This window comes from Ruegeria sp. YTSC106 (assembly GCF_059609765.1).
In genome coordinates this window covers 159,210-180,394 of the sequence record NZ_JBXWMI010000010.1, presented here as the reverse complement: position 1 = coordinate 180,394, position 21,185 = coordinate 159,210, and the positions used below count along the sequence as shown (strand labels likewise).

At 55.8% G+C, this 21,185-nt stretch carries 23 protein-coding genes and 1 pseudogene; 15 read left to right on the top strand and 9 right to left on the bottom strand.

Translation table 11 applies throughout. From position 1 onward, the window contains the following. Positions 1 to 79 precede the first annotated feature (79 nt). Together AC2FEB_RS15170 and AC2FEB_RS15165 are read right to left on the bottom strand one after the other, a co-directional pair. Positions 80 to 526 carry a hypothetical protein gene (locus tag AC2FEB_RS15170; RefSeq protein ID WP_233494630.1) on the bottom strand — a complete coding sequence of 149 codons (447 nt, stop codon included), beginning with the start codon at positions 524 to 526 and terminating at the stop codon, positions 80 to 82. Continuing rightward, positions 523 to 948 carry a hypothetical protein gene (locus AC2FEB_RS15165; protein ID WP_113788265.1) on the bottom strand — a complete coding sequence of 142 codons (426 nt, stop codon included), beginning with the start codon at positions 946 to 948 and terminating at the stop codon, positions 523 to 525. Before AC2FEB_RS15165 ends, AC2FEB_RS15170 begins: the two co-directional genes overlap by 4 nt. Positions 949 to 1,274: 326 nt before the next feature. On the opposite strand from AC2FEB_RS15165, the gene AC2FEB_RS15160 reads away from it, so the two are divergent. The 7 genes from AC2FEB_RS15160 (at position 1,275) to AC2FEB_RS15130 (ending at position 6,252) form a co-directional block, all read left to right on the top strand. Continuing rightward, complete coding sequence (locus tag AC2FEB_RS15160; protein ID WP_113788266.1) at positions 1,275 to 1,544, top strand: hypothetical protein; 270 nt, start codon at positions 1,275 to 1,277, stop codon at positions 1,542 to 1,544. 43 nt (positions 1,545 to 1,587) lie between these two features. Beyond that, positions 1,588 to 1,974, top strand: coding sequence for a hypothetical protein (locus tag AC2FEB_RS15155; RefSeq protein WP_113788267.1), 387 nt, complete (start codon positions 1,588 to 1,590; stop codon positions 1,972 to 1,974). Next, a complete protein-coding gene (locus AC2FEB_RS15150; RefSeq protein WP_113788268.1) occupies positions 1,971 to 2,177 on the top strand; it encodes a hypothetical protein in 207 nt (68 codons plus the stop codon). Before AC2FEB_RS15155 ends, AC2FEB_RS15150 begins: the two co-directional genes overlap by 4 nt. Before the next feature lie 996 nt (positions 2,178 to 3,173). Next, positions 3,174 to 4,307 carry an N-acetyltransferase DgcN family protein gene (locus AC2FEB_RS15145; protein ID WP_233494631.1) on the top strand — a complete coding sequence of 378 codons (1,134 nt, stop codon included), beginning with the start codon at positions 3,174 to 3,176 and terminating at the stop codon, positions 4,305 to 4,307. Then, positions 4,304 to 5,422 (top strand): alanine/ornithine racemase family PLP-dependent enzyme, encoded by a 1,119-nt coding sequence (locus AC2FEB_RS15140; protein WP_113788271.1) that lies wholly within the window; start codon positions 4,304 to 4,306, stop codon positions 5,420 to 5,422. The genes AC2FEB_RS15145 and AC2FEB_RS15140 overlap by 4 nt, the downstream gene beginning before the upstream one ends. Positions 5,423 to 5,587: 165 nt before the next feature. Beyond that, positions 5,588 to 5,725 (top strand): hypothetical protein, encoded by a 138-nt coding sequence (locus AC2FEB_RS15135; RefSeq protein ID WP_158541247.1) that lies wholly within the window; start codon positions 5,588 to 5,590, stop codon positions 5,723 to 5,725. 338 nt (positions 5,726 to 6,063) lie between these two features. Further along, entirely contained in the window at positions 6,064 to 6,252 is a 189-nt protein-coding gene (locus AC2FEB_RS15130; protein ID WP_113788272.1) for a hypothetical protein, read from the top strand. A 78-nt stretch (positions 6,253 to 6,330) separates the two neighbouring features. Here the strand turns inward: AC2FEB_RS15130 and AC2FEB_RS15125 are convergent, their stop codons facing one another. Further along, positions 6,331 to 7,065 (bottom strand): Crp/Fnr family transcriptional regulator, encoded by a 735-nt coding sequence (locus AC2FEB_RS15125; protein ID WP_113788273.1) that lies wholly within the window; start codon positions 7,063 to 7,065, stop codon positions 6,331 to 6,333. A gap of 154 nt (positions 7,066 to 7,219) precedes the next feature. Between AC2FEB_RS15125 and AC2FEB_RS15120 the strand changes: the two genes are divergently transcribed. From AC2FEB_RS15120 to AC2FEB_RS15110, 3 genes are all read left to right on the top strand, one after another. Continuing rightward, positions 7,220 to 7,462, top strand: a complete 243-nt coding sequence (locus tag AC2FEB_RS15120) for a hypothetical protein (RefSeq protein WP_496884197.1) — start codon at positions 7,220 to 7,222, stop codon at positions 7,460 to 7,462. Between the two features lie 294 nt (positions 7,463 to 7,756). Further along, a complete protein-coding gene (locus AC2FEB_RS15115; RefSeq protein WP_233494643.1) occupies positions 7,757 to 8,722 on the top strand; it encodes a fatty acid desaturase in 966 nt (321 codons plus the stop codon). A gap of 221 nt (positions 8,723 to 8,943) precedes the next feature. Next, entirely contained in the window at positions 8,944 to 10,743 is a 1,800-nt protein-coding gene (locus tag AC2FEB_RS15110; protein WP_113788275.1) for an SLC13 family permease, read from the top strand. Here AC2FEB_RS15110 and nhaA read toward each other — a convergent pair. From nhaA to AC2FEB_RS15090, 4 genes are all read right to left on the bottom strand, one after another. After that, positions 10,740 to 12,095 carry a Na+/H+ antiporter NhaA gene (nhaA, locus tag AC2FEB_RS15105; RefSeq protein ID WP_300073678.1) on the bottom strand — a complete coding sequence of 452 codons (1,356 nt, stop codon included), beginning with the start codon at positions 12,093 to 12,095 and terminating at the stop codon, positions 10,740 to 10,742. The genes AC2FEB_RS15110 and nhaA overlap by 4 nt on opposite strands. A 485-nt stretch (positions 12,096 to 12,580) precedes the next feature. Next, positions 12,581 to 12,796 carry a class I SAM-dependent methyltransferase gene (locus AC2FEB_RS15100; protein WP_158541248.1) on the bottom strand — a complete coding sequence of 72 codons (216 nt, stop codon included), beginning with the start codon at positions 12,794 to 12,796 and terminating at the stop codon, positions 12,581 to 12,583. A gap of 66 nt (positions 12,797 to 12,862) precedes the next feature. Continuing rightward, positions 12,863 to 13,414: a recombinase family protein gene (locus AC2FEB_RS15095; RefSeq protein WP_113788279.1), complete on the bottom strand. Its 552-nt coding sequence runs from the start codon at positions 13,412 to 13,414 to the stop codon at positions 12,863 to 12,865. A gap of 130 nt (positions 13,415 to 13,544) precedes the next feature. Continuing rightward, complete coding sequence (locus AC2FEB_RS15090; RefSeq protein ID WP_300073667.1) at positions 13,545 to 16,436, bottom strand: Tn3 family transposase; 2,892 nt, start codon at positions 16,434 to 16,436, stop codon at positions 13,545 to 13,547. A gap of 110 nt (positions 16,437 to 16,546) precedes the next feature. Between AC2FEB_RS15090 and AC2FEB_RS15085 the strand changes: the two are divergent. From AC2FEB_RS15085 to AC2FEB_RS15075, 3 genes and pseudogenes are all read left to right on the top strand, one after another. Next, positions 16,547 to 16,849, top strand: a pseudogene (locus tag AC2FEB_RS15085) (transglutaminase); the annotation flags it as partial. After that, positions 16,839 to 17,759: a cation diffusion facilitator family transporter gene (locus AC2FEB_RS15080; RefSeq protein ID WP_496727251.1), complete on the top strand. Its 921-nt coding sequence runs from the start codon at positions 16,839 to 16,841 to the stop codon at positions 17,757 to 17,759. The pseudogene AC2FEB_RS15085 and the gene AC2FEB_RS15080, both read left to right, overlap by 11 nt. Beyond that, a complete protein-coding gene (locus AC2FEB_RS15075) occupies positions 17,756 to 18,307 on the top strand; it encodes a methyltransferase family protein (protein ID WP_496727252.1) in 552 nt (183 codons plus the stop codon). The genes AC2FEB_RS15080 and AC2FEB_RS15075 overlap by 4 nt, the downstream gene beginning before the upstream one ends. Before the next feature lie 109 nt (positions 18,308 to 18,416). On the opposite strand, the gene AC2FEB_RS15070 is transcribed toward AC2FEB_RS15075, so the two are convergent. Further along, on the bottom strand, positions 18,417 to 19,127 hold the full coding sequence (locus AC2FEB_RS15070) for an IS6 family transposase (RefSeq protein ID WP_496852770.1): 711 nt from the start codon (positions 19,125 to 19,127) through the stop codon (positions 18,417 to 18,419). A gap of 347 nt (positions 19,128 to 19,474) precedes the next feature. On the opposite strand from AC2FEB_RS15070, the gene AC2FEB_RS15065 reads away from it, so the two are divergent. Next, positions 19,475 to 19,951: a DUF411 domain-containing protein gene (locus AC2FEB_RS15065; RefSeq protein WP_496727239.1), complete on the top strand. Its 477-nt coding sequence runs from the start codon at positions 19,475 to 19,477 to the stop codon at positions 19,949 to 19,951. A 243-nt stretch (positions 19,952 to 20,194) separates the two neighbouring features. Continuing rightward, positions 20,195 to 20,857, top strand: a complete 663-nt coding sequence (locus AC2FEB_RS15060) for a L,D-transpeptidase (protein ID WP_496727241.1) — start codon at positions 20,195 to 20,197, stop codon at positions 20,855 to 20,857. Between the two features lie 35 nt (positions 20,858 to 20,892). On the opposite strand, the gene AC2FEB_RS15055 is transcribed toward AC2FEB_RS15060, so the two are convergent. Continuing rightward, entirely contained in the window at positions 20,893 to 21,153 is a 261-nt protein-coding gene (locus AC2FEB_RS15055; RefSeq protein WP_496727242.1) for a hypothetical protein, read from the bottom strand. Between the last annotated feature and the right edge of the window lie 32 nt (positions 21,154 to 21,185).

Here is a 21,185-nt window from a genome sequence, read left to right as displayed (position 1 = left end):
CATACCAGCAGTTATTTTCTTCATCTCTATCAACTGCCGCCGATCTGCAAACCTTGTTTCAGCCCGCGGATTGGACGGATCAGGACCAAACGAATTTGGTGAGCAACTCAGTCGGGATCACGGGTGTTTGCTGGTGCGAAATCCGAAGCCAATTGTCCTCATCTTGCAAATATGTGGACGCGCAGAGTGCCTCATAGATCGGCACGCCGGCCTTCTCGGCCGAAGCGCGATACGCGAGCATTGCAATGCTGCCGCGAAGCGTCGTATTGCGGTCGGTCATCACAACAGATCGCCAGCCTGTATTCCGTTGCAAGTGGTCCCAGACCTGTTCGCCTTGAAGGATGCCGGGCGGAAAGGGAAAGATCATGACGGCGTTCTGTGCAGTCGTCGCGCGCGCGCTATCTAGACCACTAGTCCAGAACCTCTCCTCAAGGCTCCAAAGGAACGCGTCTTCGATCGCCGACGTGACCTCAGGTTTCACAATCGATCGCCGGTGGTCCACGGGCGCTTGATGGGCAGAGGTCATTCGTCTGATCCTGGCGAATTGATGAACAGCATTTGTATCAGGACGAAGACGATCGCGAGTATCGTCCAGATTGCACCGCTGGACACCAAGCGACCATTGGCAACTGTCGAGCTCACCCGCGTCAGAGGAGTTACTCGTGGGCTTTCCGGAAGCAACAGGCTCAATTCCTGCGCGACGGCATTGTGGTCCTCCTTTAGCTCGGGAACGTCCCTGAATTTCGAAAGGAGGATCTCAAGCCGCGCGCAGGCTTCTTCCCGCCGCAACTTCACGAGTTCGGCGGTTTCGTTCCAGGGATCGAGGCCAAGACGTGCAAGCGCCGAGAGAACCGTCACGACATATCCGTTCCGGTCTTCGCCGACAGGTGCATAGAGAAAGCGTTCGAATTCAGGTGGGCGAGTACCCAGTGCTTTGTTTTCAGACATCTTTATTCTCCTCTTTTATTGACGGTCAGCTCTTGACCAGTACGCACCGGGCAAAACGAAGTTCTGGACGCACACAGGTGGAGCATTTTCAGATTTAACCAATTTTACGCGATCGCTCGTCGCGGTGCCCTTACACAGGTCAGTCCAGTTGGCGGTCCAGGGACCTTCGGTAGATTGCATTCCGGTAGCCGAGACTAACATGCGTCAGCGCCCGTCGAATGATCATGAGATACAAGGAGGGAGTTCGTTCGACCATGTAGCCCCTGGAATCTGGTGGTGAGTGACAATGGCGCGGGAAAGACCCGCAGACAGTCTGGAGGTCAGGGATGAGCACGCGATCGTCGAGATCGATGGTGACTTTTGCCAATGCGTTTGTATTGCCGGGCTACTCGGACGAGCTGGCCGCAGGAGAATATGAAATCGTCGTCGAAGAAGAGCTTTTGCAAAGCCTCAGCTTTGAGGCCTTTCGCCGGACTGGGACCTACTTGGTCGTCCATGGGAAAGGGAGCCAGATTGGTCGCACCGAACAGCGTCCAATCACCGAGAAAGACCTAGAAACGGCGCTGCGCCGGGACCGGCGCATTGACCCAGACTGAAAAATGATAGCGAGGCGGCGCTTTCTCCGCTGGAGGATTCGAAATGAACACTCCTGAATGGCTGAAACCTGGCATCTATGGGGCCGTGATCGGTGCGGTCTTTGTCAGTGTGGTTGGATTTTCATGGGGCGGTTGGGTGACTGGCGGAACCGCAGATACCAGAGCGACGGCGATGGCTCGAAACCAAGTCATAGCGGCGATGGTGCCGGTCTGCCTCGATATGGCACGCGTGGATCCGGATCGGGTTGCACATATTGACACTATTCGAAAAGCCACAACCTACAAACGCCACGATGCCGTCATGGAGACAGGCTGGGCAACCATTCCGGGCACGGGTGTTCCGGACCGTGACATCGCTCAAGCTTGTCTTGCCGGCCTTGACGTCGACAAGCCGCCGGAACGCGCGGAAAACACGGTGGAAAAGGGATGAAACATGCCACACCAAAACCGTTGGCTGAAATGGCGCTGCAGAAGCTGTCTTTTGTGATGACGATGGCCGTTCAATCAGCGGAACTGACGGGACACCCTATCCAAACTATCGAGAACGAAGACGTGCCACCACTACGAGACGAACGGCCTGAGTCGTGGCGCACCCAACACGACCTTAACAGGGCAACTGAAACCCAAGAATAAAAGCCGATGCCATTAGGTCAGAAGGGAGCCAGTTATGACACCTAGAAAATTGCCCAAAAAGAAACCGTCAGAACGGCTTTCGGTAAGAATGTACATTCTGGCTGGTATCTTCGCGTCATTCGCATTCCCTGTGTTCGCACAATCTGCAGACGCCCTCATGCCTGAGAATGCACACTCCAGGAGTTACGGGGACGGATGGGAATGCGACCGATCCTACCGGGTCGAAGACGACCTTTGCGTCGCCATTATAGTCCCTCAGAATGCTTACGCAACAAACAGGACCTATGGCAGGGGCTGGGATTGTTTGCATGGATTTCTAGAAGAAAATGGCCTGGCTTGTGTCGAAGTACCCGTACCCGAAGGCGGATATCTCGCCTCTTCAGGAAAAAGTTGGCGGTGCCTGCGCGGCTACGTGAAAATTGACGAGACTTGCCTGGAAGTTGCAGTACCTGACAACGGATACCTGTCGGGCGAGTCTTATGGTGATGTCTGGGTTTGCAATCGGGGCTATCGGGCTGAAGGTGAGATATGTGCCCCAATCATGGTACCTGCCGATGCCTTTCTGAATGGATCGTCTTATGGGCAACCCTGGACATGCGAGCGCGGGTACTTCCAGCGAGTTGGCGCTTGTGAACCGGTTATTGTTCCCGAGAACGCTTACTTTGACGATGCCTCCCATGGACAAGGTTGGAAATGTGACCGCGGGTATGCGGAAACTGCCAGTGGATGCGTTTTCATAGACTTACCGGCCAACGCCCACTTGGACAGGGCCGGAAACCGCTGGGAGTGCCACCGAAATTTCCAGCGATCAAAGGGCGTTTGCGTTCTGAACAACTAACGCGAAGCCTGCTGATCCCAAATCAGGCGTCACTTCGTTGACCCTGGTGGCTTCATTGTCCCGGGTTTGGCTCGACATAGAAAGGAACGGACATGAAAACGGAAGATCATTTAGCGCAAATGAAGAGACCGGTCGCAAGAGCAGCACAGGCGCCGCCGATGGAACTCTCAATTTGTCCAGACAACCCTCCTAAGATAATCTCTTATGACGCTCCAACCGCCACCGTCTATTGTGAAGGGAATTTCGGCAAGACTGACGGCAAGACTGCAAACGGTCTAGTCCGGTTTTCGCAGGTCTTTCGTGTTCTGTCAGTAATTGACAGCACTCTAGAAGGGCGTGACAGCGGCGAGGTTCTCGATGGTATCGACAACGGCATTCCAGTGCATGGCGATCTTAGCGCGGCCATCGCTCACGAAGCGGTAGCCCCAGACACTCTGATCTATGGAATGGCACCGTCCAGTGGTACATTGTCCACGGCAGACAGAGGCGTTGTTCTGGACGCGATTTCGTCAGGCATGAATATCGTCAGTGGGCTACACGAATATCTCGGCGACGATCTCGAAATTGGCTCAGCCGCCCAGTTTGGATGTGTTACCATTCGGGACATTCGGAAGCCGCAGCCTAGCAAGAACATGCGTCTGTTTGACGGCTGCGTTGCAGATGTTGAAGCGATCCGTATCGCTGTGTTGGGCACTGATTGCGCAATCGGAAAGCGGACCACGGCAACTTTGCTGGCGAATGCCCTGAATGAACGGGGGATCAAGACGGTTTTGGTCGGAACCGGTCAGACCGGCGTGATGCAGGGAGCCAAGTATGGTATTGCCTTGGATGCAGTGCCGCCTCAGTTCTGCTGTGGCGAGCTTGAGCGTGTCATTGTTGCGGCATCCGAAAAGGAACAACCAGATGTCATCCTAATTGAAGGCCAAGGCGCGCTCAGCCATCCGGCTTTCTGCACATCAGCATTCATTCTTCGCGGTAGCCAGCCACACGCCGTCATTCTGCAACACGCCCCCAAACGGACCCACCGTTGCGATTTTCCCAACATGCCGATGCCCGATCCGCGCCTCGAGATAAAACTTATCGAAGCTTTCGCCAAAACGAAAGTGATTGGTGTCACGCTCAATCATGAAGGAATGACGAACACCGAGGTGGAAACAGCCATCAGGGGCTTTTCACGCAACTTCTGTCTCCCAGTGACTGACGCTCTGCTCCGACCAGCGGCGCACTTGGCAGAGTTGGTTCTTTCTGCCTATCCCCAATTGCGGCCATTGCCGCGTGTGGTTGCCGAATGACGACGCCGCGGATCGAAATCGACTTGTGCAAGATCCGCCAGAATACGCGCTTTCTGGTGGACCATCTTGCTTCGCACGGGATCAGTGTGACAGGCGTGACAAAGGCTGTTTGCGGTGACCCAGCCGTCGCCCATGCCATGCTAGAAAGCGGCGTTTCCCAGTTGGCCGATGCCCGGGTCGCGAACGTAAAGCGCATGCGTTGCGCCGGCATCATCTGCCCAATATCCATGATCCGCTCTCCTATGCTGAGCGAAATCGATCAAATCATCGAGACCTGTGAAACCAGTTACAATACAGAGATAGACGTTATCGCGGAACTTTCCGCAGCCGCGCTATTCAAAGGCGAGGTGCATGGCGTTATCTTGATGATTGAGATGGGAGATATGCGCGATGGGATAATGCCAGAAGATCTTGAGCGTATCGCGACAATGGTGATGAAGATGCCTGGCGTAGCTCTCAAAGGTATTGGTGCCAACTTCGCCTGCCTGGGCAACATTGCTCCGAACGCTGATGCAATGGAGGTCGTAACGACGCTCGCATACGAAATCGAGGGCGCTTGCGGCCCATTTCTTGAGACCGTATCAGGAGGCAGTTCCGCCAATTTACCTTGGGCTTTGGATCTACCGACAAAGGGACGTATCAACGAACTGCGCCTGGGCGAGGCGATCCTGTTGGGCACCGATCCCGTTTCCGGCGAGCAGATAGATGGGCTTCATACAGATGCGTTCACTCTTGTGGTCGAGGTGATCGAAACAAAGTTCAAGACAAGGCCCTTTCCCTTGCGTCTGATTGATCCGGCTCTTTTGGCATTGCGTCTTGTGCAGGATAGTTCCAGCAAGTCCCGTTCGGTTCTTGCTGTCGGGCTGCAGGACACGAATGTTGGCGGGCTGAGCTTTCCTACGGACATCACATTTGTCGGCGCGACGAGTGATCACACTGTCACTGAAACCTCCAAATGCGCTTTGCAGGTTGGGGCCGAAATCAGGTGTCAGTTGAACTACGGTGCGCTCATGAGGGCGATGAACGCGACCGATGTCGAAAAGGTCTTTGTCAGTGAAACAACTTGGAACGGAGCTGTGATAGAACCGGATCGTGTGCATCCAACGGTGATATAGGCCGATGAGCTCAAATTGAGGCAGCATCAAATCACGATAGAGGAACCGATCTCTTGGTAGCCCATAGTAAATCGGGTCTCCAACACCTATATGTGCACTAGCCACAAGTGAATTTTATGTTCCATCGCGAGTTCGAAATACTTGTTGGCAATCAAAGGAAAAAGCATGTCTTTCAAGGATCTGACGATCAGAGCGGCAGCGTTGCTGAATTCGAAGGCTGCTGAAGACACAGAAGTCGAACCCAAACTCAAACCTGCCTTCATCGGCCCGGAACAGGTCAAGTCTGACCCCAAGAAATCATGAAAATCCGGTGGGTCTGAACGGTGTCGTCACGTTAACCGTCGTTCGGTTGCCGATGATATGATTTGGACGTAGGTGACATCGATGAATTCAACATCCAGCAGCTACAAGCGTCACCGATTTCCCCCTCAGATCATTACCCAGGCGGTGTGGCTTTATCCCAAGCTAACCTGCGTCAGTGTTGCGGGGCGGAGAAGATGAGTACATGGCTTCGTGCCTGCCGAATCTCCGGCGGCACTCAGTTCCGAGCAAAATAGAAGCGCGTGAAGCGTGCGGTTTTTGAAACGAGCCGCATTGCCCAGCGTTTCCTATTCTCGGAATGTCCAGGAAAGGACATTCTAATGACGCCTGAACAAACCAATGTCACCGAGAAGATGACCTCGGTCAAAGCAGCTTGTGACAAAGCGCCTGCCGGTCCCAGAAAGGATCGGGCGCTGGAACACTACCAGGCTGCCGAGAAAGCGCACGAGGCGAATAACTACGACGAGACGGACAGGGAACTCAACGCGGCTGCAGAAGAGATTATCTGACTTATCTCGTCTTATTACTGACTTATCTCGTCTTAGAAGAAAATCAGGCCGCCCAAGTTTAGCGAAGGGCGGCCTCCTTCATTTCAAAAGTGGGCCGGTCTGATCCAGATACGCCGTATCGAAACCTGAAATGGCCACCAATCCGTCATAGTCGTCGAACGTCACGCGGCCGTCCTGAAAGGTCAGCAGCCGTTTTTCGCGAAGCTGCCTCAAAACACGGTTCACATGGATGGCGCTTAAGCCGAGTGCATCAGCAAGATGGTACTGCGTCAAAGGGCAAGTGAATCCTTTCTTGCTCCCCATTCCGACCAGCCTCAGCCGTTCCGCCAGTTCCAAGAAGAAATGCGCCATGCGCGCATCTGCGGCGCGTCGGCCAACCCCAACGAGGTGCTCGACGACCATGGCTTCGTCCCGTGATGCTGCCCAGAGAACGGCTGCCGCCAGGCGAGGCGTTTTCTCGAATGCTTCCAGAAGGTCGCCCCCCAAAACCTCCACCGCCTGAATGTCCGTGACCGGCTCGAAACTGTGGTCGGAGGTGCGCAGCAGGACGCTGCGCAAGCCAAGAAAATCCCCTGGTATCTGGAAGTCTACGATCTGTCGGGTTCCATCCGGCTGAAGCTTGTAGGAACACACCCAACCAGCGGCCAGAATGTAAGCGGCCTGATCCGACTGCCCCTGATGCACAAGATCACGCCCCGCGGTGAAGGACCGGCGGCGCAGATGCAAACGCTTCAAAACGTCCAATTCATCGTCAGACAAGGCGACGAAGACTTGCAGCTTCCGTGTCAGCGGGCTTTCAAAGATTTCCGTCATCGGGGCCTCACAAGCCGGAAAAGCTCCAGACGCAATCGTGCAGAGACTGCTTTCGGTTAGCCCAACATAGCCTTTTTTCTGCGAAGATGCTTGTGATAAGCGAGGCCGCCCGGTCGCGCGTTACTTTAACCGTTACCTGGAAGGAAGTCACAAAATGCGTAGCGAACAGGACTTCTCGGGAATGGCGGCCCTCGCAATCTGCGAGTCGATGCTGCTGGCGATGAACGATCACAAGCTTCTCGCAGAACGTGAGATCATGGGCATCCTTCGCGATGCTGCAAAGACGCATGAAACCGCGGCTGTAACTGATGGAGAGATAGAGGCGCATCGGTCCGTGGCGGTTCTCATCAACCGGATCATTGCTAGCGGGAACTCCGTTCGGAAGCCGCCGGGATGACACATAATTTCAGCGAGATAGATATCGCCCATGCCGTTTTCGTCCAACTCGAATAACGCACGGGGCCAACAGCCCGACCAGCAGGACATGCCGGGTGGCATGGGCCACCAAGACGGCAGCATCCAAACCGACATGCAGACTGCCGGATCTGCCTCGACCGCGCGGCAAGCGCGGGTCCAGCCAGGACCCTTGCCCGTCACGGGCGGGGCACCCGGCGCGGGATACCCCTCCGGTGTAACCGGTCCAAGACAGGAAGAGGCGCGGCTGACCGTATCAGACTGGACACGAACCCTGATGAAGTACCGGCAGCCAATCCCCTCTCGCAGTATTTTCGAACTGACGGTCACGCTCGCGCCTTTCGTGGCAATATGGGCGGTTGCCTGGTGGGTGCTCTCGATCAGCACCGCGTTGGCACTGGCTCTCGCGTTGGCGAATGCAGCCTTCCTGCTCCGGCTGTTCATAATCCAGCACGACTGCGGGCATGGTTCCCTGTTCCGCGACCGGCGTCTGTGCGATTGGATCGGTCGCGTGATCGGCGTTATCACGCTGACACCCTACGACGTCTGGCGCAAGACCCACGCGATCCACCACGCCACGAGCGGAAACTTGGACCGGCGGGGCATCGGAGACCTGCCGGTGCTGACAGTCAGGGAGTACCGCGGGAAGGGATGGCCAGGCCGTACGCTTTACCGCCTGTTACGCCATCCGGTTTTCCTGTTCGGGGTGGTGCCGTTCTACACGTTCTTCCTGCACAACCGGCTGCCAGTACACCTGATGCGGTCCGGCTGGCGCTACTGGTTGAGTGCGATGGCGACAAATGTTGCCATTGGCCTCACTCTGACAGTGATTGTCTTGCTGGGCGGTTGGGAGGTAATGCTGTTCGTCTTCCTACCGACGATGCTTCTGGCCGCAATAGCCGGCATGTGGTTTTTCTACGTGCAGCATCAGTTTGAGGAAACCAGCTGGCGGCACGAGGAAGACTGGAACATCCGGGACGCGTCCCTTCACGGCAGTTCGCACTACGCTCTGCCCGGCATCCTGCGCTGGATCACCGGGAACATCGGAGTCCACCATGTGCATCACCTGGCCAGCCGCATCCCGTTTTACCGTTTACACGACGTAGTCAAGGATCACGACGTCCTGGCACAGACCAGACGCATTACGCTTTGGGAAAGCTTCCGCTGCGCGCGACTGCACCTTTGGGATGAGAAAAGCCGCAGATTGCTGTCGTTTGCAGAGGCCCGGGCACTTCCCACCTGAGCCTTGCGTAATATTGCCACTGGTCAGTGAATTGGTGCGTTGGATAGGAAACTGGGAGCATCTCAATAGGACATTTGTTGCTCCACGGACGGCCACGTCTGTGCCAGTAGAGTTTCTTTCTGAGCCAGTATTGTCGGGACAATTGGGCTGACTATTCAGTTGTCGCTCTATTCAGGAAGGTGGATGCTGCGACCGGCATATCGTCAGCGGCAAAGGTATGAATGAAGGAGGGCGGACTGATTGATCTCATAGCCGACTATGAACCCTATCTTGCGCTCGCAATTGTCATCCTTCTGTTCGCAGCATTTCTTTCCGAGCGCTTCGAACCGGACGTAACCGCTGCGGGGGCCGCCGCGCTGTTTGTCGTATTGGGGTTTGTCCCCACGAATGAAGTTCTGGCAGTGTTTTCGAACCCTGCACCCATAACGATCGCCGCGATGTTCGTAATCAGCGGCGCGCTGGTCCGAACCGGGCTTCTCGACGCACTTGCGAACAAGGTTGTCGCCGCAGGGAGCAAGCGCCCGGTCGCTGGTATAGCGGCGTTTCTCATCGCGACGCTAGTCGCCTCGGGTCTGGTTAACAACACGCCGGTCGTCATCGTTCTCATACCGGTGGCCATTCGTTTGGCGCAAGGCCTGGGCTTTGCTGCGACACGCCTGTTGATTCCGCTATCCTACATGTCCGTCCTGGGCGGGACGTGTACTCTGATCGGCACGTCGACCAACCTTCTGGTGGACGGCGTTTCCCAGGCGTCTGGCTTGGAACCGTTTTCAATTTTCGAGATCACACCGGTCGGTCTGGTGGCCGCGGCCACAGGCGGTGTGGCGCTCCTCCTGCTTGGACCTGTCCTACTGCCGGACCGAAAGGATATTGCGGAACAGGGCGGCGACGATAAAGCGACTTTTTTGACCGAGGTACGCCCGCAAGAGGACTACCCGAATATTGGTCGAACGATTCATGAAATCGCCGCCCTCAGCCGAAGAGGTGTTGAAATCGTCGGCATCCGTGCGCGGTCTGGAGTCAAGAGAGAGGGATTGAGTGAACACATACTCGAACCGGGCGACAGGATCATTGCCAAGGTTGCGACATCAGAACTGCTCACCCTCAGGAAACTTGAAGGGATCGAAGTCGGGTTGCGCCAGGGGCCAGCGGCCGAAAACACCTCGGAGCTGATCGTCGCCGAAGCTATCGTGACGCTTTCACGCCGAAGCCGCGGAGTGCGCATTGCCCAGCTTGCCATGGGGCACCGATACGGCATGCGTGTTCTTGGCGCCCATCGACATGGGGAAGTGCTTGGACCCGACCTGTCGACGGCGCTTTTGCGCCCCGCCGATAAGCTGCTTTTGGAAGGAACACCTGAAGGCTTTGCCCGAATGACCGAGGCGGGCGATCTTGCCGCGATCACGGATGCCGGGGGCCGCGCCTTCCGCCGCGGGAAAGCGCCGCTAGCTCTGTTCGCGCTTTTCGCGGTTGTGGCGCTCGCCGCAGCCGGGTTCGCCGAGATCAGCGTGCTTGCCCTTGTCGCGGTCGCTGCCATCCTCGTGCTCCGGTGCATCGACAGCGGCGAAGCCTGGGCGTCCATCGACGCCAGCGTCCTTGTGCTGATCTTTTCCATGCTAATCGTCGGAAGCGGTATGCAGAATGCAGGAGCTGTCAACCTGATCGTGGAGACATTGGTGCCGACTCTCGTAGAGTTGCCCCTAATTGTTACGCTCGCTGCGATCTACATACTGTCTTCGGCGCTCACCGAGGCGGTTACCAACAACGCCGTTGCCGTCGTCGTTACACCTCTCGCGATCGGTGTTGCGGAACAACTCGGTGTCGACGCAAAGCCGTTCGTCGTCGCTGTGATGTTTGGCGCAAGTGCAAGTTTCGCCACTCCGGTCGGCTATCAGACCAACACATTGGTATATGGCGCAGGGAACTACAGGTTTTCCGACTTCCTCAGGATCGGCGTTCCGATGAATCTTATCGTCGGCGCAGCCGTGGTCGGGGTGATCCCGGTATTCTTCCCATTCTAGGGTATCCGGTCTTGTTCTGCGGTGCTTGTAGCGCATTTTGCGCGCGCTGCATGAATTGTCAGCAGGAGCAGCATGAGGATCCCGGCCGTTGCGGCAATAGCTGATCCTGAGAGAATTCCAAGCTTTGCGGCATTCAGCGTCGCCGGATCGAAGGCCAAGCCCGCTATGAACAGCGACATCGTGAAACCGATACCAGTTAGAAACGAGCCGGCCAGAATTAACGGCCCCGACAAGCCCGGCGCTAACACTGCCAGGCCTGATCGGACAGCTAGCCAGCTGAACCCGAAGACGCCGATCGGTTTTCCTAACACCAGGCCGACAATTATCGCCAAGGAGACCGGTTGTTCGAAATCGGCACCCTGAACCGTGATGCCGGCATTTGCCAGCGCGAAGATCGGCATGATTGCAAAGCCGACCCAAGGGTGCAGCATTGTCTCGAGCCGTTCGACTGGCGAGAGTGCCTCCGTGACCGCTCTGCTTGCTTGGCGCAGGTTATGGCGGGTTGCGGTATCTCCCTGCTGCCGATCGCCGGCCGGAACGGCGCGTAGGCGCCCAAGGATTGCATGCAGCCGGGCATCGCTTACCCATATGCGCGTCGGCGTCATAAGGCCCAGAATGACCCCTGCGCTGGTCGCGTGAACGCCGGAGGCGTCGATGCATAGCCAGACTGCCGCACCGAGAAGAAAAAAAACCGGGACACTTCTGATCCCGACGCGCGAGGCGCCTGCGACGATACCAATTCCCAGCAGACCCAAACCGAGCGCCGACCAGTTCAACGCTTCCCCGTAACCGAAGGCGACTACGAGAATTGCGCCAATATCGTCAAAAATGGCCAGAGAAAGAAGGAACAGACGCAAGGTGGACGGGATCCGCCTTCCGAAAAGCGCCAGGCACCCAATCACGAACGCCGTATCGGTTGCCATCACGGTTCCCCAGCCGTGCGCCCCGGGCTGCCCGGACATCAACAAATGATAGAGCGCGACCGGCACCACCATGCCGCCCAAAGCGCCCGCGAATGGCAGGGCGGCCTGTCGCGGGTTTTGCAATTCGCCCAGTACGATCTCGCGCTTGAGCTCCAGAGAAAGCACGAAAAAGAAGAGGGTCATCAGCCCGTCGTTGATCCAGTGTCGCAGCGAGCGGGTGAAATCGAACGAACCGAATGTCAGGCCAATTGGGGTCTTCCAGAAGCCCAGGAAGCCTTCTTGCCAAGGCGAGTTTGCCAGCGCCAAAGCCAGCAGAACAGCCAGGAACAGGAGCCCACTCGCGGCCGCTTGGATCTCTAGGAAGCGAGCGAAGGGTTTTGTTATTCTATCGGCGGACTCTTGGGGCAGGCTTTGATGATTGTCTATCATGGGACAACTACGCCAATTCGGGTGAAAAGAGACTACGCCATTGAAGCGTGGACGCAATGACCACGTGGATCAATGTCTTGCTATGCAGGTGCCATCCACGCAGGATATTCACCAGCAGGTTTTTCAGTTTCTGAGAAACGGACAATGCGGAAACGGTTGATTAGGCTTCACAAATTAAGGAGCAGGTTAGCATCCGGCATTCATGAAGCCCCGGAGTTGGTTCTTTGTCATTTCCCCACGAACGGCTCCGAACAATAGCTGGATCGTCACCAGAAGTCGTTTGTCAGGCTTCGGTGCTTCGGCTCTTTCCTTGAGCCAGCTGTGACTTTCCAAAGTTGAGTCCGCTTCACTCAGAATTTTGAAACCAGCGGCCAATAGATGCGTGGACATTTCCTCGGATGTCGCGAGATGACTGATCGAAGGTTCTGAAGCCTAAGGTGCCGGATACAAAACTCACCGCCTTCTCCCTGCAAAATGTCATAAATTCAAAACCTTGCGCCGGGTTTGAGAAAACGTCGCGCCTCGGCATAGACCGTAGCCTTTTCCGGGACGTTCATAGCGACGTGAACTGGAACCGCACCATCGAAATGGTTGTCGGGAAAAGAAAGGTTTGTTGAATCACCCTGAAGGAACACGGTTTTGTCGCTCAAGTTGACCCCTTCCGAAATCTCGTTTGCCGCATCGTATAACTCTTGCGTCAAATCCATCTTCCTTGGCGGGTATCTTCGCTCCGAAGACTTCCGCCGCGCGAAACACGAAGGGCTGGTTCAGACGTCTGTATCAGCAAGCGCCCGGTATACGGTCATTCTTGAAATCCCTAGTTCACGCGCGATCTGGGCTTTTGCGGTGCCCTCGTTAGCCAATCGCCGGATTTCCTCATCATCAACCGATTTCCGCCGCCCCTTGTAGACGCCCTTGCCCTTAGCGGCCTCGATCCCGGCGCGCTGCCTGTCGCGGATGAACTTGAGCTCCATATCCGCCACCATGCCGAGAACGGTAATGACCATGCGGCCCATATCTCCGGTCGTGGTAACTTCGGGTTCAAGCACGCGCAGCGATGCACCTTTGGCGTCCAGTTCATGCACCAGATTCAATACATCACGAGTGGATCGGCCAAGGCGGTCCAAACGATGCACCACCAACTCGTCCCCATCGCGCAGGAACTCCATCACCGTTGCCAGCTCAGAACGATCATCACGAGACGCGCCGGAAACCGTTTCCGAGCGGATGACCTCACAGCCCGAGGCTTCTAGCTGGGCTTTCTGAATATCCAGATCCTGACTTGATGAGCTGACACGGGCGTAACCGATCTTGGGCATGGGAAACTGTCACATTAGGGTGGTTTGCACCCTGATACTGTAACAATGGGCGCATAGCCACCTATTTGTGACATATTGGGCTGTCACAGCGGCCTGTCTCCTGCGGGTGTACCCTTTTGTGACGCACAGATCAGGCCGCCCTTGCTCCGAAGTCGATCCTCTTTTCCAAATCGACATCGAACCGGCCATACGGATTGATATGGGAATAGATCAGTGGCGTCAGGCCGTGGTAATCCCGCTCGGACAAGCGGGTTGCCCATCCCGGTTCTGACAACACGGATTGCACCATACGCGTGTTTACATAGACAAGGGATGCTTGGAGCAGATGCAAGGCATGGGCCGAGACTTCCTGATCGGCAATCCGGTTGCTGGAAATCTCTCCGCCTTTACCAAAGAACACGAAACCGTTGGCACTGTTCCAGTTCTCGACCACATTCAGACCTTCATGAATCTCGCGGCGGAAACCCTCGGATCGGAGATAGCGGCACAGGAAGATGGTCTTGATGGCCCGACCCAGTTCAGCAAGCGCCTTGTAGGTTGGGTGCATCACATCAGCACGTGCAAACCGGCGCAAGATGGTTTCCGGATCAGCTGTGCCGTGCTGCATGGCCGAAGCATATTTGACCATTTCGTCGTACTGTCTTTCGATCTCGGCCCAGTCAACAGTGCCGGACAGGATTGGTAGCAAGTTGGGCAACTGTCCACGCATTCCAGAACTCGGTAAGGCCAGTTTCTGTCGGGCGATAGCCCTCAGGCGCGGGGCCAGTTCGAATCCAAGAAGATGACAGAAGGCGAAGCCGATGGCGCTCTGGCCGTGGCTATCAACATACTGGCGCTGGATCTCCATGTCGGTACAATGACGCAGAACCCCTTCAATCATAGCGGCCACTTCGGATGATGAGCAGCGCTTCAGTTGTGAATAGATGCAGGTGGCCTGCCTCTCGACATGCCAATAGATCATGACACCGCGCCCGCCATAACGGGCATGCCATTCGGTCATCAGGTTGCGGTCCCAGGCTCCGAACTTGGTGGAATCAGCTGCGCAGGCGGTTCCTGCATTGCCCCAAACTGAGGGATTCCGAACCGCCAAAGTGGCATCTGCGACCTTGGCCGCCGCTGCCCGAATTGAAGCGGGATCGATATAGCGGCGACGGATATGCAGCAGCTCATCATAGCTGATTTCCGGCGTGCCAGCAGCCACACGTTTCAAACCGGCATTGGTTCCCAATCCATACAAGCAAAGGAGCAGACGTTGATCCCGGATGTCACGTGGCAATGCTTCCCGACTGGCCGAGGTTTCGAATGTTCCCAGAAAGCCTGTGTCCAGCGCTGTCTCTTTCAGCGTGTCCAACAGGCCAGTCATGGGCCACCGTCGCCCAATCTCTGATTTAAGACCTATCAATCCCTTTGGCTCTGGTGTCGGGGCAAAGGGCGTAATGCAGATTCGGTTGTCGCCAGACCAGCGCAGGCGCACCTTGTCATTGTTGGGCAGTGAGGTGTTCAGTTGAATCAACTCATGCTCCAACTGCTCTCGAACAGATCGGGAAAATTCCCGCGCATCCTGGGTAAGCTTCAGACCGGCATAATAACTCTCGCGCTTCTCTGGAAAATCCTTCGGCAGATCATCGTCTGGGTTGCGATAACGATCAGCTCCCTCGACCCAGATCTCTTTAGCCCTGATACGATCCCGCAGCTGGGTCAGGACACAGAGTTCATAAGAAATGACATTCAGACGCCCACGCCTGTCGATCACGGTTTCCCGCCATTTGCGCGGAACTGACCCATCGGGTGCCAGCGAAGCCGGGGCATAGCGCCGTCCTTCTTCGTTCAGGCGGATGATCAGTGCCAAGGCGTCCAGGATAGGACGCCAGATTTCGTTGTTTGAACGGAACCGCAGAACGGACAATAAGGACGGCAGCATCCGGCGATAGTGACTGGCGTAGGATCCCCGCATTACCGTTTGAATACGCACATCCAGCGTTCCTTTTGCGCGATGCTCATCAATGATCGCCTTCAGCTTGGCCGCGCCTGCGATTGGGAAAATCACGTCCGCAACCTTCCCGTTCGGAGCCATCATCGCCGCCGTCGCGATATCCACCAGTAACCGTTCCTTGCCGTGAACCTTTTCGATGTCGGCAGCAATTCCGCTGATCACTTTGCGTTTGGAGCGTGTACCGATGCGATGGACGACATCAATCAGTAGATCGACAAGACCATCGACCAATTGCGATCTGCGCGACATCAGATAGATGGCCAGTAAACCAAGGCGCTTTTCCCGGCTGTGCCGCCGCATCTCCGAAGATGTTTCGCCCTCAACCCGGCGGGTCAATACCCTCGCCCAAGCTGGATCAACTCTATCGACCACATCGAAAGGCAGATTGAGACCTTGAATAAAGGCGAGCCGGTCAGCTGCATCGAGCACATTGTCCAGTGTTGCCGCACCAACATCATCTTTCAGACGTTGAAAGCCATGGTCATCACGCGGGTCGGACAAGCTGGCGTCCAGTGCCGAAATGGTCTGAGATGACAACCGGTTGCAAACACGTGCCAGCAGGTCTTCCTGAAAGCTATGCTGCGCGGAGCGTACCAACCGCTCCATGATCTTTCGGGATGGGATGAACACCGATTGGCCCAAGGCCCATTCATAGCCAAATTGAACAAGATCTTCTATGGAAGTAACCGAAGTCGAAACCTGCGATGCAAGTGCTGCCTGCAGTTTGGCGCGATCCCGGTCATTGGCGCGGCGAATGCCGAGAAAGCGTAGAATTTCCAATCGGTGGCGGCGAGCTGTGTCACTGGCAATGTCGTAATTCGGGACATGCGCGAGATCTTCACCGAGTTGCTCAGCGAGATAGTCCATTGCCGAGGATGGCACATCCTTCAACTGCACCGGAAAATACCCGAAGTGCCGAAAATGCGCCAATTGGGCAGCAAGCCCAATCCGCATTGCGTGTCGATAGCCGTTTACAATCTCAAGATCAGTGTAAGACAGACTCCAGACAGCCAGAAATTCTCGTTCCAATACAATACCCTCCAAACGAAAGGGCAAACTGTGTAAAGATCAGGTACTCGTCAAGCCGGACGGCGTTCCGCTATTGTTCTTCATAACGCCCAAATATACACGCTCGGTCCAGTTGGGCCGGATACGGGGCAGGGACAGATTGCCTGCAGGCTCCACCTGTGGAGTGGACGGGTGGCGACACCTACATCCAAGAGACAGGCATTGTTCAGGATTTCGGGACCTTCGCGACGCCCGACGACTTTTACGCAAAACATCAGCAGTCGTTCAGCTTCGTAAAGGGCCTGTTGTACCGCCATATCATCCGCCATTGGATGAACGCCCGCGTGCGCCGGATCAGATCAGGTAGCGTGCCGCAGCTTCCTAGCGTGGCATTGCCTAATCATAAGCACGAGGAATCACGTCATGCCTCATGATCAGGGTCACGCGCATATTGACCCGGCGTCCGGAGATCGCCGTGTTTCCATTGCGATCTGGGCTAACGCACTTCTGACGGTTGCGCAGATCGTCGGTGGGATCCTGTCCGGCAGCCTCGCGCTTATTGCGGATGCGCTGCACAATTTCTCGGACATGGCATCCTTAGTGATCGCCTTTGCTGCGCGAAAGATCGCCAGACGCCCCGCCGACGAACGCATGACCTTCGGCTATGGCCGGATCGAAGTCGTCGCTGCATTGATCAATTACACCACCCTCATCCTCGTCGGCGTTTATCTGATTTACGAAGGCGGGATGCGGCTCATCGAACCGACCGAGGTGGCCGGTTGGACCGTGGTGATCCTGGGCTCAGTGGCGCTGGTCGTCGACACATTGACCGCCGTGCTAACCTACTCGATGCAAAAAAGCAGCGTGAACATCCGCGCTCTCTTCCTGCACAACCTGTCGGACGCATTGGCCTCTGTTGCTGTGATTATCGGCGGCTCCCTCATCCTGCTCTATGACATGTGGTGGGTCGATCCTGCGATCACGATCGGTATCGCGCTTTACATCCTCTATCTCGCTCTGACTGAAATCGGCCGCCCTATCCGCATCCTGATGCTCGGTAGCCCGCCCGACGTCGACAATGGCGCGGTTGTCGCTGCAATCAGGGACGTCGACGGAGTCCATGACGTTCACCACGTTCATCTTTGGCAGATGCAGGAGAATGAAGCGGCGCTGGATTGCCATGTCGTGACCGCTGATGGCGCATCCGGTGAAGGGATCAAAGCTGCCGTAAAGGCGCGCCTAGCCGAGGAGTTCGGCATCCGGCATTCCACGCTTGAATTGGAAGATCTTAAGAATGCGCACAATGGCGCGCGACTCTATGGGCATGAAGAGGCCGGACCATGATGGAATCGACGCTTCTCTTTCTCGGTCTGGGGCTTGCAGCAGCGACACTGGCTTCGATCCTTTGGTCAATCGCCGTTCCAGAGCGTCGCATCTGGCCACCTAAGCGCTACACAGCTTTCACACCCGTTCTGGTTTGGGTGCCGACCTTCTCCTTATTCGGCATCCTCATTTTACTTGGCGTCTGGGGGTGGGGCGATCTGGCAGTTCCAGGATGGCTGCGTTTCGGGATTGGGATACCCCTCATCGTGATAGGCAATATTGTCGTCTGGTCCGAAGTTGCCCATTTCGGGGTGCCGCAAACCGGCGGCGCGAAAGGCACGCTGAGGACCGCTGGCATGTATCGCTACTCACGCAACCCTCAATACGTGGCCGATATTGCCATTGTCGGTGGTTGGATGATCCTTACATCTTCACCTTCGGTGCTCATTGTAGGACTAGCAGCAATCCTTGTTTTGATAGCCGCACCCTTCGCAGAGGAGCCGTGGCTGAAGAAACAGTACGGTTCTGAGTTTGAGGACTATGCGGCTAGGGTGAGGAGATTTCTTTGACTCAATATCTAATCGTGCTGAAGCCAACGTTCACAACGGTGCAGCAATGCCAATGATAGGTATTGCCAAGTTGTTGACGTGGGCTTGTGTGGTATTGGTAATGGTAGGTTCAGGCCGCCATTTCCGCGGTGTAATCGTCCCAGAGGTTGAATGCGTCCGAGCGAGCTTGGCGGTATGATTTTGCGGTGAGTTGATATCGGCGGGGACGGAAGATCAGGTTGATTTGGTCATGGGCAGACAGAAATCTCTGAGCCTGTAGATGAGACTTAAACTTGCCGAATAGCTTCTCTCTTTTGCGGGTCGGTCGGTGGGACACTTCGATCGCGTTATTGAGACCTTTGTGGGCACGATGGTCAGCGTCCGGTGCCAGTACTTTGATTGGTTTGATATAGCTGCGCAGTTTGTCTGTGATGACGACTCTGGGTTCGCCGAATTTGGCAACCAACCCTTTGAAAAACCGCTTTGCAGCTTTGGCGTTTCGGCGAGTTTGCACGAGAATGTCGAGCGTGTCCACGTTTGCGGCGATCGCGCGCCACAACCAGTGCTTCTTGCCTCGGATAATGATCACGACTTCGTCCACGTGCCACTTGTCGTTTGGCTGTGGACGATCCCGCCTGATGCAATCTGCAAAATGTCGACCAAAGCGATTGACGCACAACCGAACTGTTTCCCGGCTGACGATCACGCCCCGCGCAGCCAACAGATCCTCGACGTCAGCGGTGCTCAACGCAAAGCGATGGTAAGCCCAAACCGCGTAAGCAATGATCTCACGAGGAAAGCGAAAGCCCTTCAGGCGCGGGATAATCGTTGGCATGTTCATGAGCGCGACATAGCTGGATCACTCAGCCTGAACAACTTGGCAATGCCGTTGAATCACCTTCGGCGTTGATGTCGTCTGCGAAACCGAAAATTACTGAGGCGAACATTGAACACCGGATGCGGTGGCAATATTTAGACCAAGGTATCTCGTTCGTTATATAAATTGACCAAGATCATTGCGGCAAATTCTGACATCACCAAGAAAGCAACATCAGATGGAATCCATGGGTGACGAATGTGTCGATTTTCAGTGAGGCAAGATGCCTGTCGTCAGTGTTAAGACTTTAGCGACAACCTAGCAGGCGCGCTTTCGTAGCGGGTCAGGGTAACCTTTCCTAGGAGGGAAATATGACTATGAATAATCTGAGCCGCCGAGCCGTGGTGTACGGAGTAGCAACGTTTGCGGCGGCTGCGGCGCTTCCTGCCTTCGCCAAATCCAGTTCGTCAATCCATGTCCTGAAGGATCCGAATTGCGGGTGCTGCGGCTCGTGGATCAAAATCATGCAAGCGGAAGGTTTTGAAGTAACCGTGGAAAACAGCGCATGGGAGGCCTTGAACGCTTACAAATCCGCCAACGGAATTCCGGAGGGCATGATGTCATGCCACACGGGTCGCATAGAGGGTTACATGATCGAAGGGCATGTCCCACCCGATGACATTCGACGCCTGGTGGACGAACGCCCGGATGCTGTTGGACTGTCGGTTCCGGGTATGCCTTTCGGCTCGCCGGGCATGGGGCCAGCAAGCGAACGCGAAGCCTTTGACGTCTTCCTGATCCACAAGGATGGAACCACAGAGGTGTTTGCCAGTTACCCTGCAGCATAAGTTCCTGGTGGCGCCAGCACGACCTAATGAAAAAACACTCAATTCTGTCAACGAGGTCAGCGCACATCTTCCAGGGTCACCGTGACGCCGGCACAAAGGTCACAAGCTAGCTCAAAAATGGTGCTGATGTCCAAAACGTTACCGGAAACCACTTGAAGCTCTAGCTGCTAGAGGCATTATGGATATCCTTTGATCGCTGGACCGTTGAACCGGCAGACATGATTGAAGAATTGGACCAGGACCATGCTGACGAGACGCCATTTCATACAAAAAACCACCGCGCTGTTTTCAGCGTCGGTATCCAGCCCGCTGTTGGCTAAGACCTGGCCAACGGGTTCGCAAAAGTCCGCCTGGGACGCCCAGGTTACACCATCTGGATATGATGCCGCCACAACAAACCCTTGGGGTGTGCACAAACGTTTTCTGCCGCGGCGGGTCACTGCGAACGATGGCCTGGTGCCTGGTGATATTCATGTCGATGCGGTGGCGCGGTATCTCTATCATATCGAAGAGGGCGGCACGGCGATGCGTTATGGCGTCGCCATTGCGCGTGGAAATCTCTACGAGCCGGGGACATATACGATCCGGCGCAAGGTTGAATGGCCACATTGGACCCCAACAGCGTCCATGATCGAGCGCAATCCGGAATATGCGGAATTCAGGAACGGGATGGAGCCGGGGCCGAACAATGCATTGGGATCCCGAGCGCTTTACCTGTTCGTTGGCGACCGAGATACTTATTTGAGGATCCATGGCACGCCGCAACCCAGAAGCATTGGCGGACGCGCCAGTTCAGGCTGCGTCCGCATGATCATGGCGCATATCAACGATCTTTATCCAACCGTCAAAGTCGGCTCGACCGCATATCTATACTCAGCCGAGGACAGCGTTACCGCGCAAACGTAATGGCCCCCGAAAATGAGTTGGCGGCCGCCCGATTGTCACGCTTCGCGTGCAACACAGATCGGGCCGCCATTTGTGGCGCGTAACGGTACCAGGGTCGTCTCGACCGCCCCGCTATACGCGTACCAATAACAATTGTCTTGCGGATCGAGGCGTGCAGTCGCCAAATTCTGCCCCGGGGCAGCAAGGGCCACTACGGAATCCGGCAGGTTTCCAATCTGGTTTTCCGCATCAAACTGCGATGAACACCCAGCGGTGACGGACAGCGCTGCAACGACAGCTAAGATCTTCTTCTGCATGTAGGCTTTTCCGACCATTGTTTCGATTCGTT

Excerpts from the sequence above, each read along its gene's own strand:
- AC2FEB_RS15095 (WP_113788279.1), bottom strand. The coding sequence starts at position 13,414 with ATGCCCAAGATCGGTTACGCCCGTGTCAGCTCATCAAGTCAGGATCTG.
- AC2FEB_RS15055 (WP_496727242.1), bottom strand. The coding sequence starts at position 21,153 with ATGCAGAAGAAGATCTTAGCTGTCGTTGCAGCGCTGTCCGTCACCGCT.
- AC2FEB_RS15110 (WP_113788275.1), top strand. The coding sequence starts at position 8,944 with ATGAAGGAGGGCGGACTGATTGATCTCATAGCCGACTATGAACCCTAT.
- AC2FEB_RS15070 (WP_496852770.1), bottom strand. The coding sequence starts at position 19,127 with ATGAACATGCCAACGATTATCCCGCGCCTGAAGGGCTTTCGCTTTCCT.
- AC2FEB_RS15135 (WP_158541247.1), top strand. The coding sequence starts at position 5,588 with ATGTCTTTCAAGGATCTGACGATCAGAGCGGCAGCGTTGCTGAATTCG.
- AC2FEB_RS15140 (WP_113788271.1), top strand. The coding sequence starts at position 4,304 with ATGACGACGCCGCGGATCGAAATCGACTTGTGCAAGATCCGCCAGAAT.
- AC2FEB_RS15065 (WP_496727239.1), top strand. The coding sequence starts at position 19,475 with ATGACTATGAATAATCTGAGCCGCCGAGCCGTGGTGTACGGAGTAGCA.
- AC2FEB_RS15075 (WP_496727252.1), top strand. The coding sequence starts at position 17,756 with ATGATGGAATCGACGCTTCTCTTTCTCGGTCTGGGGCTTGCAGCAGCG.
- AC2FEB_RS15160 (WP_113788266.1), top strand. The coding sequence starts at position 1,275 with ATGAGCACGCGATCGTCGAGATCGATGGTGACTTTTGCCAATGCGTTT.
- AC2FEB_RS15150 (WP_113788268.1), top strand. The coding sequence starts at position 1,971 with ATGAAACATGCCACACCAAAACCGTTGGCTGAAATGGCGCTGCAGAAG.
- AC2FEB_RS15115 (WP_233494643.1), top strand. The coding sequence starts at position 7,757 with ATGAAGTACCGGCAGCCAATCCCCTCTCGCAGTATTTTCGAACTGACG.
- AC2FEB_RS15060 (WP_496727241.1), top strand. The coding sequence starts at position 20,195 with ATGCTGACGAGACGCCATTTCATACAAAAAACCACCGCGCTGTTTTCA.
- AC2FEB_RS15165 (WP_113788265.1), bottom strand. The coding sequence starts at position 948 with ATGTCTGAAAACAAAGCACTGGGTACTCGCCCACCTGAATTCGAACGC.
- AC2FEB_RS15170 (WP_233494630.1), bottom strand. The coding sequence starts at position 526 with ATGACCTCTGCCCATCAAGCGCCCGTGGACCACCGGCGATCGATTGTG.
- nhaA (WP_300073678.1), bottom strand. The coding sequence starts at position 12,095 with ATGATAGACAATCATCAAAGCCTGCCCCAAGAGTCCGCCGATAGAATA.
- AC2FEB_RS15080 (WP_496727251.1), top strand. The coding sequence starts at position 16,839 with ATGCCTCATGATCAGGGTCACGCGCATATTGACCCGGCGTCCGGAGAT.
- AC2FEB_RS15155 (WP_113788267.1), top strand. The coding sequence starts at position 1,588 with ATGAACACTCCTGAATGGCTGAAACCTGGCATCTATGGGGCCGTGATC.
- AC2FEB_RS15130 (WP_113788272.1), top strand. The coding sequence starts at position 6,064 with ATGACGCCTGAACAAACCAATGTCACCGAGAAGATGACCTCGGTCAAA.
- AC2FEB_RS15125 (WP_113788273.1), bottom strand. The coding sequence starts at position 7,065 with ATGACGGAAATCTTTGAAAGCCCGCTGACACGGAAGCTGCAAGTCTTC.
- AC2FEB_RS15120 (WP_496884197.1), top strand. The coding sequence starts at position 7,220 with ATGCGTAGCGAACAGGACTTCTCGGGAATGGCGGCCCTCGCAATCTGC.
- AC2FEB_RS15145 (WP_233494631.1), top strand. The coding sequence starts at position 3,174 with ATGGAACTCTCAATTTGTCCAGACAACCCTCCTAAGATAATCTCTTAT.